General features: G+C 43.8%; 14 protein-coding genes. 8 read left to right on the forward strand and 6 right to left on the reverse strand.

Features of this window, described 5'->3' with window-relative positions; genetic code table 11:
* The 3 genes from ltrA (AC622_RS05320) to cccA form a co-directional block, all read left to right on the forward strand.
* Positions 1-1,350 (forward strand): group II intron reverse transcriptase/maturase (gene ltrA / locus AC622_RS05320; protein WP_082197027.1); only part of this gene is annotated, 1,350 nt, incomplete at its 5' end.
* A 547-nt stretch (positions 1,351-1,897) separates the two neighbouring features.
* Positions 1,898-3,136: a group II intron reverse transcriptase/maturase gene (gene ltrA / locus AC622_RS05325; protein WP_049670112.1), complete on the forward strand. Its 1,239-nt coding sequence runs from the start codon at positions 1,898-1,900 to the stop codon at positions 3,134-3,136.
* A 419-nt stretch (positions 3,137-3,555) separates the two neighbouring features.
* The gene (gene cccA, locus AC622_RS05330) at positions 3,556-3,912 is read left to right on the forward strand and encodes a cytochrome c550 (protein ID WP_049670113.1); all 357 of its coding nucleotides are present in this window, start codon (positions 3,556-3,558) and stop codon (positions 3,910-3,912) included.
* Between the two features lie 80 nt (positions 3,913-3,992).
* Here the strand turns inward: cccA and AC622_RS05335 are convergent, their stop codons facing one another.
* Genes AC622_RS05335 through AC622_RS05345 form a run of 3 tightly spaced genes read right to left on the reverse strand, consistent with a single transcriptional unit; the run spans position 3,993 to position 6,710 of the window.
* Positions 3,993-4,985: an ABC transporter permease gene (locus tag AC622_RS05335; protein WP_049670114.1), complete on the reverse strand. Its 993-nt coding sequence runs from the start codon at positions 4,983-4,985 to the stop codon at positions 3,993-3,995.
* On the reverse strand, positions 4,982-5,896 hold the full coding sequence (locus AC622_RS05340; RefSeq protein WP_049670115.1) for an ABC transporter ATP-binding protein: 915 nt from the start codon (positions 5,894-5,896) through the stop codon (positions 4,982-4,984). Before AC622_RS05340 ends, AC622_RS05335 begins: the two co-directional genes overlap by 4 nt.
* A 4-nt stretch (positions 5,897-5,900) precedes the next feature.
* On the reverse strand, positions 5,901-6,710 hold the full coding sequence (locus tag AC622_RS05345) for a GDSL-type esterase/lipase family protein (protein WP_053103717.1): 810 nt from the start codon (positions 6,708-6,710) through the stop codon (positions 5,901-5,903).
* Positions 6,711-6,896: 186 nt separating this feature from the next.
* Between AC622_RS05345 and AC622_RS05350 the strand changes: the two genes are divergently transcribed.
* Entirely contained in the window at positions 6,897-7,607 is a 711-nt protein-coding gene (locus AC622_RS05350) for a tRNA (adenine(22)-N(1))-methyltransferase (protein ID WP_049670116.1), read from the forward strand.
* Positions 7,604-8,725 (forward strand): Nif3-like dinuclear metal center hexameric protein, encoded by a 1,122-nt coding sequence (locus AC622_RS05355; RefSeq protein WP_049670117.1) that lies wholly within the window; start codon positions 7,604-7,606, stop codon positions 8,723-8,725. Before AC622_RS05350 ends, AC622_RS05355 begins: the two co-directional genes overlap by 4 nt.
* Before the next feature lie 105 nt (positions 8,726-8,830).
* Here the strand turns inward: AC622_RS05355 and AC622_RS05360 are convergent, their stop codons facing one another.
* On the reverse strand, positions 8,831-9,775 hold the full coding sequence (locus tag AC622_RS05360) for a 4-hydroxy-3-methylbut-2-enyl diphosphate reductase (RefSeq protein WP_049670118.1): 945 nt from the start codon (positions 9,773-9,775) through the stop codon (positions 8,831-8,833).
* A gap of 174 nt (positions 9,776-9,949) precedes the next feature.
* Positions 9,950-10,564 (reverse strand): VrrA/YqfQ family protein, encoded by a 615-nt coding sequence (gene vrrA / locus AC622_RS05365; protein ID WP_049670119.1) that lies wholly within the window; start codon positions 10,562-10,564, stop codon positions 9,950-9,952.
* 209 nt (positions 10,565-10,773) lie between these two features.
* On the opposite strand from vrrA, the gene AC622_RS05370 reads away from it, so the two are divergent.
* The gene (locus AC622_RS05370) at positions 10,774-12,081 is read left to right on the forward strand and encodes a DEAD/DEAH box helicase (RefSeq protein ID WP_049670120.1); all 1,308 of its coding nucleotides are present in this window, start codon (positions 10,774-10,776) and stop codon (positions 12,079-12,081) included.
* A gap of 21 nt (positions 12,082-12,102) precedes the next feature.
* Positions 12,103-13,002, forward strand: coding sequence for a deoxyribonuclease IV (locus AC622_RS05375; protein WP_082197240.1), 900 nt, complete (start codon positions 12,103-12,105; stop codon positions 13,000-13,002).
* Positions 13,003-13,065: 63 nt separating this feature from the next.
* Here AC622_RS05375 and AC622_RS05380 read toward each other — a convergent pair whose 3' ends face one another.
* Positions 13,066-13,323, reverse strand: coding sequence for a DUF2624 family protein (locus tag AC622_RS05380; protein WP_049670121.1), 258 nt, complete (start codon positions 13,321-13,323; stop codon positions 13,066-13,068).
* Positions 13,324-13,470: 147 nt separating this feature from the next.
* Here AC622_RS05380 and AC622_RS05385 point away from each other — a divergent pair, with 147 nt between their 5' ends.
* A complete protein-coding gene (locus AC622_RS05385; protein ID WP_049670122.1) occupies positions 13,471-14,226 on the forward strand; it encodes a metal ABC transporter ATP-binding protein in 756 nt (251 codons plus the stop codon).
* The last annotated feature ends 13 nt before the right edge of the window (positions 14,227-14,239 follow it).

The raw sequence follows: 14,239 nt of genomic DNA on the forward strand, positions 1-14,239 counted from the left end.
CGTCAGAGAGATAATGTGGAACATGAAGGGTATGACGAAGTGCGTAGCACTTTTCATGGTGAACAGAACAATCAAAATGGTGTAAATCTGTTTGAGAGAATCCTATCAAGGGATAATCTCAATCTTGCTTACCTTCAAGTTGTCAGAAATAAAGGAGTGGCTGGAGTCGATGGCATGACATGCGAACAGTTACTTCCGTACTTGAAGGAACATCGGGAGGAATTACTAGCGCAACTCCGAGATGGAACATATAAACCTTCTCCCGTCTTACGGGTAGAAATCCCGAAATCTAATGGAGGAAAGCGTAAACTAGGTATTCCAACCGTCATCGACCGAATGCTTCAACAAGCTATCAATCAAGTCTTACAACCATTATTTGAACCGACCTTTTCGGATAATAGCTTTGGGTTTCGTCCAAAACGTAGTGCTCATGATGCCATTAGAAGAGCACAGACGTACTACAAAGAAGGGTATAGATACGTAGTAGACATTGATATGAAAGCTTATTTTGATACGGTGAATCATGACAAACTTATGTACTTTATCGAGAGAAAGGTAACGGATAAGCGTGTCCTACGACTGATTCGTTTATACCTTCAGAGTGGCATCATGACAAATGGGCTGGTTGAGCGATCGGAGAAAGGAACACCGCAAGGTGGAAACCTATCCCCATTACTCAGTAATATCTATCTTAATGAATTTGACCAGCTTTTAGAGAAGCGCGGACACAAGTTTGTGCGTTACGCGGATGACTGTAACATCTACGTGAAGAGCCGACGTGCAGCGCAACGAGTGATGAACAAGGCCATTGACTATCTTGAAGGGACATTAAAGCTCACCGTTAATCGTGAAAAAAGTGCCGTAGGCAGTCCGTTGAAACGAAAGTTTCTGGGATTCTGTCTGCTTACGACAAAAACGGGGGTCAAAATTCGTCCTCATAATAAGGTGAAAGTATCGGTAAAAGCAAAGCTGAAGAAAATCACAAAGCGTAACCGGGGAAGAAGCCTTGAAATCATTCTAAAGGAAATCCGTCAGCTTATGACTGGTTGGCTAAACTACTATGGTATTAGCGAAATGAAAGGGTTTATGAATGAATTGAATGGATGGTTGAAGCGAAGAATCAGACAATATATCTGGAAACAATGGAAATATCCACGAACAAGAAGGAAAAATCTGATTCAATTGGGTATCGAAAAGCAAAAGGCTTATGAATGGTCGAACACTCGGAAGAGTTATTGGTGTATCTCCAAGAGTTACGTCCTTCATCGGTCCTTAACAGATAAAGAGCTGGCACGTCACGGATATGAAGACATATCTGTGAAATACCAGCTCATTCACTCAAGCTATTGAACCGCCGTATACGGGTCCGTACGTACGGTGGTGGTGTGCTGTGAAAGGCACATCAGAGATGATGGAAGGTCCATCGATGGAGATTGAATCAGGCAAATCCATCAAACAACCCTAAGCTGCTGCAATAAAGAGTTGTGGTAGTAAGCGTCTAGGGAAAAGGTTGAAATAAATCAATCATGTGAGATATACAAAGATGAACGAAAGTGAACCGCTGAAGAAGTATCGATAACGTAAAACTTTGCCAAAACCTATCCTTCACCACTAGATAGGGACAAGAGTAGAAGATGACCTGAAATGCTGGCTACTTGGCAAACGGTATTAAGGCGGCATGAGTGTATATTAGGCTCTGATGTGAAACACAGGAACCTGCAACACGATGTTAAGTGAAAAGATACAAGCCACAGAAAGGCGAGATTGAAATAGCGAAGCGTGGTGCAGGGGCGGAGGTGCTCGTAGTAGCAATGAAGTTGTTGTAATGACAGCAGAGCGAAGGGGCACCGTCATTCAACTCGAAAACTGATAACAACTGTGAAAGCAGGAGGATTTGATGAGAGAGAGTAAGCCATATAAAATCTCGAAGCAAGTTGTTTGGTCTGCCTACAAAAGGGTGAAAGCAAACAGAGGAAGTGCAGGGATTGATGGTCAAATTATAGAAGAATTCGAAGAGAATCTTAAGGATAATCTCTATAAAATATGGAATCGAATGAGTTCAGGATGTTACTTCCCACCTCCGGTGAAGTTAGTTGAAATACCTAAGAAAACTGGAGGGAAACGGGGACTTGGTATCCCAACTGTCGAAGACAGAGTAGCGCAGATGGTAGTAAAGCTATATTTTGAACCGAAAGTAGAACCTATATTTCATAAAGACTCTTACGGATACAGACCAAACAAATCGGCACTAGATGCAATAGGACAAGCAAGAAAAAGATGTTGGAAATATGACTACGTCATAGAATTCGACATTAAGGGACTGTTTGATAATATTGATCATGAACTCTTAATGCGGGCAGTACAAAAGCATACAAATGAGCCGTGGATACTGATGTACATAGAAAGATGGCTCAAAGCACCATTTCTTAACTCAGAAGGTCACAAGATTTACCGAAAGAGTGGAACACCGCAAGGTGGTGTCATTAGTCCTGTTCTTGCGAACTTATTTTTGCATTATGCATTTGATGTGTGGATGGTACGAACGAATCCTCACGCGCCATTTGAACGATACGCGGATGATGCCATTATTCACTGCAAGACGGAATCAGAAGCAGAAGAGATATTAATCAAGCTGAGGCAACGAATGAAAGAATGCAAGCTTGAACTACATCCAGAGAAAACGAAGATTATCTACTGTAAAGATAAGGACAGGCAGAAAGAATACCAAGTCACTGAATTCGACTTTTTAGGATATACTTTTCGTAGAATTTTTATTAAAGACAGATTAGGAAGACTGCAATTTAATTTTCTTCCTTCTGTAAGTAAAAAGTCTGCTAAAGCCTTTAGAGACAAAATCAAAGCAATGAAAATTCAGCGGTTTTCAGGTAGTCGAATTGAAATTATAGCAGAAATGGTAAATCCAACAGTTAGAGGTTGGTTGAACTATTTCACAAAATATAACCCCTCAGCTGTGAAATACTCCATTGACTGCTTAAATCGTAGATTAGTCAAATGGGCAATGTGCAAATTTAAAAGGTTTAAAGGACATCGGGCTCGTGCAGAAAAATGGCTTAAAGAACTTGCGAAAAGAGAGCCCAAAATGTTTTCACATTGGGCTCTTGGATGGATTCCTTAATGGTTGAATGATAAGAGCCGTATGAATCGAGAGGTTCACGTACGGTTCTGTGAGAGTCTTTGGGTGAAATTCCCATTGGCTACTCGACGGAGAGGGGCGGAAATTCAAGTGAATTTCCCCTCTACTCGATTTAATGGCCTGTCGAACTAGGGCTCTTTGCATTGATTCTCAGGCGTTTATTGATTGGGACAGGCAAAGACCTTCCAAGAACATTTGCCGCCGTCTGAGAGGATATGAAACGCCTTAGACGACGAGTGCGCTGTATGGAATCTATTGTTAGAATTGTGTCTCTCCTAAATGTTAAAAATTTTTGTAAATTCAGGGATATAACTTTTCCAAAATTGGTTTTTAAAGTAAAATAGGGAGTGGTATTGTAAACTATTGTCATATGCGGCTGCATAGGGGAGGGGAGCTAATATATGAAAAACAATGCGGTAATGCCATATATCATTATTATGGTTCTTGGTCTATCACTCGTCTTTTTCCTTTCAATCAAAGGCATTGGGGATGCAGATAAGATGGCAAAGGAAAAAGAAGGAAATGAGAAGACGGAAGAGACAGCAAACAATGATAAGCCAGAAGATATTTATAAGAATCAATGTTTGAGCTGCCACGGTGGTAATTATGAAGGCGGCGCCGGTCCTGCTTTAATCGGAGTGAAGGACAAGGAATTGATTAAAGACCGTATTGTTAATGGTAAGGGCATGATGCCTGGAGGACTCGTACCAGAGGATAAGGTCGATGAAATGGTTGAATTTATTGCCGGGCTGGAATAGGACAGTCTGACGGTATAAAGGAACCAAGAAAAGAAGAGACATCCTGATGGATGTCTCTTTCTTTTTCAGTTCCATCGAATTCAGCTGAACATATCCTGCCGAGTGAACACGAGAAAGGCAATTAAGAGGGAGGCTAGTCCCCAAATGGCAAGGATCATAAGGGAGAAGTCGAGTGTAAGCCCCTCGACCATTGGCAGGTTCCCGGATAGATAGTCCGTTAAGTCGAGATTGACACTGAAGATATATTTTGCACCGGCCCATGCACTCGCAAATCCCTTCAGAATAGCACCGGCAATAAGAGCAGCAAACATGATACCCATCCCGATTGAGGTGTTTCGGACAAGAACGGATACCATAAAGCTGATGGTACCTGTAACTACGCCGACGAACCAAGAAAGCCCGGCAGACATGAGGATATACTGCCATTGAGGCACCAGTTTGATGGATTCTGTTACTAATGTGCCATTTTCAATGGCAAAGCCGGTCGCAACAGGAACCTTTAATCCATCGAAATGAAAGAACAATCCTGCTAATAAGTAGGAGAGCCCGATTACGAGCAGGATGATAAGAGAGACGGAGAGTAAAAGGGTCACATACTTGCTCAAGAGAATTTTCCACCTCTTAATGGGACGGGTGAGAAGAATCTTAATTGTTCCGTCACTCCGTTCACCGCTGACAAGGTCAATCGCAATGATCATAACCAGAAGGGGGATAAACATCGCAATGCCTTCATTTAAGAATTCGCGTACAAATGTCGGGGCTCCAGGTGAGTTGGGATTGATGTCATGGTCAAGATAATATTGCTGCTGATCAATCATGACCGTAAGCTGATTCTTCCACTCTTCCGGGATTCCGCTGCTTTGAAGCCGATTTTGGCTGTCAACAATACTCTGCTGAAGGACAACCCGCCAATCATCCGTGCCCAGCCTCTTCTCTCGCTGTTTCATTTGTGCATCTTGTGCATAGATGAAGATTGGAATAAGGACAAGCAGTATGAGAATGATGGCTGCCAGCCGCTTTTTTCTGTATAGCTTTTCCATTTCATTGAGAAGAAGCTTTGCAAATTCAATCATGCTTGTTCCTCCTTCGTCAAATCCATGAATAATTCTTCAAGTGTAAGCGGCTTTTCCTGAACAGTATGAACGTCTATCCCGCCTTCGACCAATCGGCGTGTGCACTGGCTGACATTCATAGAGGGGATTGTACAGAGTATACGGTCCTCTTTTCTGACGGCATCCTGAACCACATTCATTTGCTTCAAGAGGGATAGTGCCTCCTCAACCGGGGAAACCTTCCATTCAATGCGGTCGCTTGATGTGCCGAGGAGTTCCCTTACCTCTGCCACGGTGATCATTCTTCCTTTATTGATGATGGCTACCCGGTCACACATGAGCTGAATCTCACTTAATAGATGGCTGGAGATGAATACGCTGATGCGCTGCTCAACAACGAGATTTCTAACGAAGGTGCGCAGCTCCCTAATGCCGGATGGGTCAAGACCATTTGTTGGTTCATCAAGAATCAACAGTCTGGGATTGCCAAGAAGTGCTTGAGCAATTCCGAGCCTTTGCTTCATTCCGAGAGAATATGTTTTCACTTTTTCATGGATTCGCTTTTCTAATTGGACTTGCTTGACGATTTCATGAATCCGTTCATCTGTAATATCCCCAAGCATCCGCGCAAATTGCTTCAGGTTTTCCCAACCAGTTAAATACCCATACAGCTCAGGGTTCTCTACGATGGAGCCGACTTGGCGCATGGCCTTTTTGAAGGAAGTGCGTACATTATGTCCGCCAATGCTGATTGTTCCGCTGCTTGGCTGAATGAGACCAACAAGCATCCGAATGGTCGTTGTTTTTCCAGCTCCATTTGGTCCAAGAAAGCCGAATATCTCACCTGGCTTGACGGAAAAACTCACATCATCTACTAATTTCTTTCCCTTTATCTCCTTTGTCAGGTGTTCTACATTCAATACGGGCTCCATGTCTTTACTCCTCTCTCAATTGCTGTTGGCTCACGATGGCTTGCGTCAGCCGTTCGGCAATGGCTTCATAGCCTTTTGCGTTCGGGTGGAAGTGATCAGTATAAAGGAATTCCTTCACTTGACCTTGAAATAAATCAAAGACAGGAATAATGACCAAGTTCTTATATTCGGAGGCGAGCCTTTGCAGCTGGTAATTCCAATCAATGACGAATTGAGAGGTATCACCGAGAATCGTTAAATCCTCAAAAGGGTTATATAGGCTGATCCAATAGATAGGAGCGTCTTCATTCTCCTTCCGCAGCTCCTCCAAGATTTGTCGGCTGTTGGCTTCGAAGGTCTCTGTATCTGGTTCATAGGCGGCTAAATTCTCAGCCGTCAATCCTTCTACCCCGGGGAATAAGTCATTGCCTCCAATCGTCATGACGATAACATCAGCTTTCGACACAGCATGCTTGGCTCCAGATGTTTTTAGGAGAGAAGCCAAGTCGGCTGTTTTTGCTCCGGTTACCGACAAATTGGCAAGTGAAATATCTTGGCCATATTCATCTTTCAATATATGGGTTAGTCGTTTTACATATCCTTCACCAGAATCATCTCCAATTCCGCGGGTAAGCGAATCGCCAAGGGCCACGATGGAGAGCTTGCCGTCATCTTCCGTCTTTTCATGGGCTTCCTCTTCTTTCTCGTAATTTGCATTGTCCAGTCCATTTGGCTTTAAAACGGCTGAGGCCGCCTGAAGAAAACCAATAAGGAGGAGAACAGAGACAATGAGCCCTGTGGTCAGCAGGAAAACAGACATCCACCATTTCTTCATCTATAACACCTTCTTTAAGATTTGATGATGCTTCATTCTACTCTTAGTTTAAACGTGTCTACTATTATTAAACCAAAATTTTCCGTATGAGTGAATCGGATGAACTGGGAAGGAAAGACCTTTGCATTCATAGGAGACTTTTCTTATACTAAAGAAATCAATGATACATAGAGTGGAGCATAAAAGATGAATGTAGATAAATTATCAAAAAGACTTGAACGAGTATCAACATATATTCCTGGCGGTGCGATCTTGGCAGACATCGGGTCTGATCATGCTTATTTGCCTTGTTACGCAATTAAAGAGGGCATTGCTTCTCAGGCCATTGCAGGAGAGGTAGTAGAAGGGCCTTTTCAATCAGCGGTCGCTCAGGTAAAAGAATCAGGTTTAGAGAAGCAAATCGCCGTTCGTAAGGGGAATGGCCTTGAAGTGCTAACCGTAGGTGAAGCAAGCGCCATTACCATCTGCGGAATGGGCGGCTCCTTGATTACCCGTATTTTGGATGAAGGAAAGGAAAAGTTCTCAGGTAAGGAACGTCTTATCCTACAGCCGAATATTGGGTCACAATTTATTCGTGAATGGTTGATGCATGAGGGCTGGGAATTGATTGCCGAAGAGATTCTTGAGGAAGACGGCAAGATTTATGAGATTTTGGTCGCTGAAAAAGGAGAACCCAAGAAGCCGTATAATAATCAGAATACAGAGGCAGCACTTCTCATGGGACCATATTTGCTTAAAGGGCAGAATGATGTATTTAAGAAGAAATGGAACCAGGAATTGACGCACTGGCGCAGAATTATCAAACAGGTCGAAGCAAGTGGGAATGAGCGCTCGATGGAGAAGAAAGAAGAGCTTTCCCGCTTGGTTGAAATCGTGGAGGAGGCACTTGAACGATGAAGATTCCAAACGGGTATGAGGTCATTCAATTATTTGAGAGCTTTTCACCGAAGTATTTGGCAGAGGAGGGGGACCCAATCGGTCTTCAGGTCGGGACTCTCTCGAAGAAAATCAGCAAGGTGCATGTCGCTTTGGATGTGACAGAAGAAGTCGTTGATGAGGCCATTACAAATGGGGCTGATATGATTTTGGCCCATCATCCACTTATCTTCCGTCCCTTAAAGAAGATTGATTTCAGCCATCCGCACGGAAGGGTGATTGAGAAGCTGATTAAGCATGATATAACCCTGTATGCCGCTCATACAAACTTAGATGTAGCGGAAGGGGGCGTGAATGATATGCTGGCGGCTGCTCTGGGGCTTCAAGAGCTGACACTTCTTTCCCCAACCTATAGGGAGGGCTTGAAGAAATTAGCTGTCTATGTCCCAAAAGAAGCGGAGGAAAAGGTTCGGGAAGCACTCGCCCGCGCTGGAGCTGGCAACCTTGGACATTATAGCCATTGCAGCTTCTCAGCTGAGGGAATCGGCCGCTTTAAGCCTGATGAACAGGCCAATCCGCATATCGGTACAGAAGGTGAGCTTGAGATGGTGGAGGAAGTAAAGGTCGAAGTCGTTGTGCCGGGCCCGCTTGCTTCTAAAGCGGTACGAGCGATGCTGACTGCACATCCGTATGAAGAGGTGGCCTATGATTTATATACGCTCGATAACCAAGGAGTAAAGGAACTTGGATTAGGACGCGTGGGTGTGCTGCCTGAAACGGTCACATTGGGTGAATTTGCTGAACAGGTGAAGAGGGCATTTGAGGTAAGCACGGTGAGAGTGACTGGCGACCTGACGGCTGCGATTAAGAAAGTCGCTGTCCTTGGCGGAACAGGGGATAAATTCGTACGGACAGCTCAATTTAAAGGAGCGGACGTGTTTGTTACAGGGGATATTTATTACCATACGGCCGTTGATTTCAAGCAAGAGGGCATGAATATCATCGACCCAGGTCATAATGTCGAGAAAATCATGAAAAAAGGGGTCGCCTCCAAAATGACCGAGCTTTGTGAACAAGCGGGATTTGAGGTGGAATGGATTCCATCTGTTATTGATACAGATCCTTTTCAGGTAGTGTGAGATAAAAAGCAGGAATAAAAGAGGCCATGAATGAGGTTGCAGTGACCGAAAGTTAGATTATAGACTCTAACTTTTTGGGTGCACATCATTCATGGCCTTTACTATTTATCCTTTAACCTTTACTTTTGGCAAAATCTTAGATAATGGAACTTGTTTTTCATGCTTCCATGTAGAAGGATCATTTGCATCAAATTGCTCAAGGAATGTGATGACTTCCTTCGTAATTGGGGTTGGTGTGGACGCACCGGCTGTCACGCCGACTTTCTCGGCATCCTTAATCCAATCGATGTTCAGCTCACTGACGTCAGCGATTCGGTAGGCAGTTGTTCCCGCGATTTCTTCGGAAACCTGCGCAAGACGGTTCGAGTTATTACTCTTCGGATCCCCGACAACAATCACGACATCAAGTCCTTTAGCCTGCTCAGCGACAGCCTCCTGGCGAACTTGAGTCGCCATGCAGATTTCTTTATGAATCTCAGCGCATGGATACTTTTTCTTCACTTCTTCGATTAAATCAGCTACATCCCATTGGCTCATCGTCGTTTGATTCGTCACGATAATCTTATCATTATCAAGGGAAAGCTCATCGATATCCGCTTTGCTTTCAATTAAATGAACGATATTCGGAGCGACGCCGACAGCACCTTCAGGCTCTGGATGACCCTTCTTCCCGATGTAAATAATGTCATAGCCTTCTTTTTCTTTCGCCTCAATCAGGTCATGGGTTGCTGTGACATCCGGGCATGTAGCATCAATCGTTACGAGCCCTTTTTGTTTGGCAATCTCGCGTACCTCTGGAGAAATACCATGGGCAGTGAAGATAACAGTGCCTGAATTCACCTTCTCGATGATTTCTTTACGGTCCTTTCCATCAAGCGTAATGATGCCCTCTTGTTCAAATGCTTCAGTCACATGCTGGTTATGAACAATCATGCCTAAAATGTAGATTGGTCTTGGTAATGTTTTATCTAAAGCGGCATTTCGGGCGATGACCATCGCATCAACCACGCCGTAGCAATATCCACGAGGGGAAATCTTAATTACTTTCATGTAGAATATACAGCCTCCTTACTCATCGCACCCTGTAAATGGGAGCGTATTCTCCTTATTATAATCGAGTGCACGTAAACTTACAAAAAAAGAAATTGCAGGGGTTATTAAGATAAGTGCTGTCAGTACGTCTCGTCCATGCAAAAAAATGCCCTGCATGCAGGGCATTTTTTGTTAAATGAATAGCTTCGGAACAGATGGCTTAGATTCTGTCCTTTTAGACGAGTTAGTTTTGACTTCATCTTCTTTTGGCAAAGAAGTTTCTGCTGCAACGGTTTCCGTTGATTCAGCAGCTGTTTCTTCTACAGCTGCAGATTCCACGGCAGCTGAGGTATCCTCGGCTTCTGTGGAAGAAGCGCTTAACCCTCTATACATTTTCCACATGGATGGCAGGTTTTTGATCAGCGGCCCATACTGCTGGACTTGGCGGACCATCGGAACGATACGCTCACCTGCGGCCAGTACCTTTTGTGTTCCATTCATGATGTTCGTCAAGGAGGATCCTCCTTGAGCAGCTGCACTTGCAGCGCCCGTAACGGACCGGGCGGCTGTTGCTGCATTTCCAGCGGCAGCCCCTCCGCCTCGGCCGAATAAGGATGATAGAATTCCACCTGAACGCTGGGCCCCGGCGGCAGCCCCTTGAGCTTGACGGGCAAATAATCCTCTAGCACCAGTTGCTCCAGCATTATTTGCGGCTCCCATCATTCCCCTTGGACCCATACCCATACCAGGCCGAATCATGCCTCCCCCGCGTGGAGGAAGGAACATGGGTGGTCTCATTGGCGGCATTTGTTCGCCTCCTTTCTCTCTGTATATCAATCGCGAAGTGTAGTCTTGCGCGGTTCCTTATATGGTATGTCGGACAAGTGTGGATAAGTGCCTCAGCAAAGAAGAATAGGCTTTTAAACCGTGAAAAACTTGTGAATACTGGTTAACATAAGGTAATATGAAAAGGATAATAGGATATGTGTTAAGCATGTTGAGAAAGTTGGTTAAAAATGAGTTCATTTACATTATTTAAATTGCCGGACCATCTAATGGAGGCTGTTGAGAAGGTTGGTTTTAAGGAACCGACAGTCATTCAAGAGCGGGTCATTCCTTCCGTACTAAGCGGAAAGAGCATCATCGGCCAGTCACAAACAGGGACTGGAAAGACGCATTCTTTCTTGCTGCCCATCATTGCACGCATTGATGTGGAGGAATCAGCCGTACAGGCAGTCATTACAGCTCCGACTCGGGAGCTTGCCTCACAGATTTACAAGGCTGCGACAGAGCTGAACGAAAAATTTCCGGAAGACAAACAAATTCATATAAAAAGCTATGTGGGAGGTACTGATAAGCAGCGTTCCATTGATAAGCTGACTGTACAGCCGCAATTGGTTATTGGTACACCTGGACGTATTAAGGATTTAATTGAGGAAAATGCTTTGGTCGTTTATTCAGCCAATATACTGGTTGTTGATGAAGCAGATCTTATGATTGATCTTGGCTTCATGGAGGACGTGGATAAGGTGGCAGCAAGAATGGCGCCGGAATTGCAGATGCTTGTCTTCTCTGCGACCATTCCAGAGAAACTGCAGCCGTTCCTTAAGAAGTACATGAATAACCCGAAGCATATTCAGGTTGATCCTAAGAAGGCATCAGTGGATAAGCTCGACCATGTTCTCGTGCCGGTGAGACATCGCGATAAAGCGAAATTGGTCAAAGAAATCTTAGAGCTTCAAAACCCGTTCCTGGCACTTGTGTTTGCCAATACGAAGCAGAATGCTGATGAACTGGCAGATGCCTTGCTTCAAAAAGGCCTTCAAGTCGGCCGCCTGCATGGCAATTTGCCGGCACGTGAAAGAAAGCGTGTTATGAAGGAAATTAACTCCTTGAAATATCAGTATGTGGTCGCGACTGATTTAGCGGCACGGGGCATTGATATTGAAGGAGTCAGTCATGTCATTAACTTTGAGATTCCTCAGGACTTGGATTTCTATATTCACCGCGCAGGACGGACCGCGCGTGCAGGTATGTCCGGTGTTGCGATTACCTTATTCGAGGAGACGGATGAACAAGCCCTTCGGAAATTAGAGTCCATGGGTATTAACTTCCTAAACCGAGATATCGTTAAAGGTGAATGGATTGAAATCGATGACCGTAATAAACGGAGAAAAAGAAAAGATACTTCTAAAGCGAAGGATGTTAAGAAATACGGACAATTCTCCAAGCATATGCGCAAAGTGAAACCTGGCTATAAGAAGAAAGTAAAAGCCGAAGTAGAAAAAATGAAGAAAAGAGAGAGACGCTTAAAGAAAAAATAGGGGGTACAGTCATTGACAGCATTGAAAATAGGTTCGCATGTATCAATGAGCGGAAAGAAAATGCTGCTGGCAGCAAGTACAGAAGCGGCATCCTATGGGGCAAACACATTCATGATCTATACAGGTGCACCACAGAATACGCGCAGAAAGAAAATTGAAGAGCTGAACATTGAAGAAGGCAGAAAGCATATGGAAGCGAACGGCATCAGTGATATCGTTGTACATGCGCCGTATATCATCAATATCGGCAATACGGTGAATCCAGCGACCTATCAGCTTGGCGTTGACTTCCTTCGCTCGGAAATTGAACGTACAGAAGCAATTGGAGCAAAGCAAATTGTCCTTCATCCAGGGGCTCATGTTGGTGAGGGCTCAGAGCTTGGCATTAAGAAAATCATAGAAGGTCTGAATGAAGTCATCATTCCTGGTCAGGATGTACAGATTGCTCTTGAAACAATGGCTGGTAAAGGATCCGAGTGCGGCAGAAGCTTTGAGGAGCTGGCGATGATTTTTGACGGGGTTACCCATAATGACCGGCTAAGCGTTTGCTTTGATACTTGTCATACACATGATGCCGGATATAATATCGTAGAGGATTTTGACGGCGTTTTAAATGAGTTTGATAAATTGATTGGCGTACAGAATATCAAAGTGCTTCATATCAATGACAGCAAGAATGAATGCGGAATGAGAAAGGACAGGCATGAAAATATCGGCTACGGCAAGATTGGCTTTAAGCCGCTTCATTACATTGTCCACCATCCGCAGCTTGCAGACATTCCAAAGATTCTGGAGACACCGTATGTCGGCACTGACAAGAATAATAAGAAGGCTCCATACAAGTATGAGATTGACATGTTAAAGGACGGGAACTGGACAGACTTCCAAGAGAAAATCCTTGGTCAAATGGTCGAAAGCTAAAAAACAGTCCCTGTGTAATTAGAGGCCAAATCATCAGAATGGTGATTTGGCCTCTCTTTTTGTTTAATTACCGGTCAGACTATAGAATAATTGTTCAATATGCTTTGCCCGCTCAGAGCCGATAATTTTCTCAATTTGTACGAGTAATTTTGCCCGCTCTGTTTGTTCAAAAATATTAACGGATTTTCCTTTTAATAAAGCAACGATATGATCGGCCTCAGTATTGGACAATGTTATTCCTTGCTGACGGGAAAAACTAAGCAATTCACTTGTTGTGATGCGATTTAATTTCATGTTAATGATCGTTTCGAATAGCTTCATTCTTCTCACCCCATAGTTACATTATGAAGAGGGATGGCTAAAATGAACCAAATCGACAAATGTTAAGTAAATAGGTTTACAATCACAGGCAGCTCCTGTATACTACTTTAGTAAATCGTAATCATTCTTATTAACGGGCGGGAGATTATGAAAGAAGAAATAATCAAATTAGACCATATAACATATAAATACGAACAAGAAAATGTCCTTGAGGATATCAACCTGATGGTCAGGGAGGGAGATTTCCTTGCTATTGTCGGACCAAATGGTTCTGGCAAGTCTACTTTATTAAAGCTGATACTAGGCATTAACAAAGTACAAAAAGGGGAGATCTACTTATTCGGCGAGAGAATTAACCGCTTTAAGAGCTGGGAACGAATTGGCTATGTCTCTCAAAAGGCCAATTCCTTTAATAGTGGATTTCCGGCAACGGTCGAAGAAGTTGTCGCCAGCGGCTTAACGAAGAAAATCGGCCTTTTCCGCTTCTATACGAAGAAGCATCGGGAAAAGGTCATTCAAGCCTTAAAGGAAGTTGGAATGCAGGATTTCCTGCACCGTACTGTCGGCGATTTATCAGGCGGTCAGCAGCAGCGTGTTTTTATTGCGCGCGCCTTAGTAAGTGATCCTGAGTTATTGATCCTTGATGAACCGACTGTAGGGGTAGACGTACAAAATGTATCTAACTTCTATGATCTCTTGTATGAGCTGAATCGGAACCTCGGCCTAACCTTAATTTTGGTTACCCATGATACAGGCACTATTACAGAAAAGGCGACTCATATTGCCTGCTTAAATAAGCGTCTCCATTTCCATGGTCATTCCCATGAATATGAGGAACTGAATAATCAGGATATGTCAGCTTTCTATGGTCATGATGTATACACATTGAAGCATGATCATTAATGTGGAGGAAATA

The organism is Bacillus sp. FJAT-27916 (assembly GCF_001183965.1).
In the GTDB taxonomy this organism is placed as follows: Bacteria; Bacillota; Bacilli; order Bacillales; family Pradoshiaceae; genus Pradoshia.

Bases quoted from the DNA above. Each gene is read 5' to 3' on its own strand.
- ltrA (WP_049670112.1), top strand. From the start codon at position 1,898: ATGAGAGAGAGTAAGCCATATAAAATCTCGAAGCAAGTTGTTTGGTCT.
- cccA (WP_049670113.1), top strand. From the start codon at position 3,556: ATGAAAAACAATGCGGTAATGCCATATATCATTATTATGGTTCTTGGT.
- AC622_RS05335 (WP_049670114.1), bottom strand. From the start codon at position 4,985: ATGATTGAATTTGCAAAGCTTCTTCTCAATGAAATGGAAAAGCTATAC.
- AC622_RS05340 (WP_049670115.1), bottom strand. From the start codon at position 5,896: ATGGAGCCCGTATTGAATGTAGAACACCTGACAAAGGAGATAAAGGGA.
- AC622_RS05345 (WP_053103717.1), bottom strand. From the start codon at position 6,710: ATGAAGAAATGGTGGATGTCTGTTTTCCTGCTGACCACAGGGCTCATT.
- AC622_RS05350 (WP_049670116.1), top strand. From the start codon at position 6,897: ATGAATGTAGATAAATTATCAAAAAGACTTGAACGAGTATCAACATAT.
- AC622_RS05355 (WP_049670117.1), top strand. From the start codon at position 7,604: ATGAAGATTCCAAACGGGTATGAGGTCATTCAATTATTTGAGAGCTTT.
- AC622_RS05360 (WP_049670118.1), bottom strand. From the start codon at position 9,775: ATGAAAGTAATTAAGATTTCCCCTCGTGGATATTGCTACGGCGTGGTT.
- vrrA (WP_049670119.1), bottom strand. From the start codon at position 10,564: ATGCCGCCAATGAGACCACCCATGTTCCTTCCTCCACGCGGGGGAGGC.
- AC622_RS05370 (WP_049670120.1), top strand. From the start codon at position 10,774: ATGAGTTCATTTACATTATTTAAATTGCCGGACCATCTAATGGAGGCT.
- AC622_RS05380 (WP_049670121.1), bottom strand. From the start codon at position 13,323: ATGAAGCTATTCGAAACGATCATTAACATGAAATTAAATCGCATCACA.
- AC622_RS05385 (WP_049670122.1), top strand. From the start codon at position 13,471: ATGAAAGAAGAAATAATCAAATTAGACCATATAACATATAAATACGAA.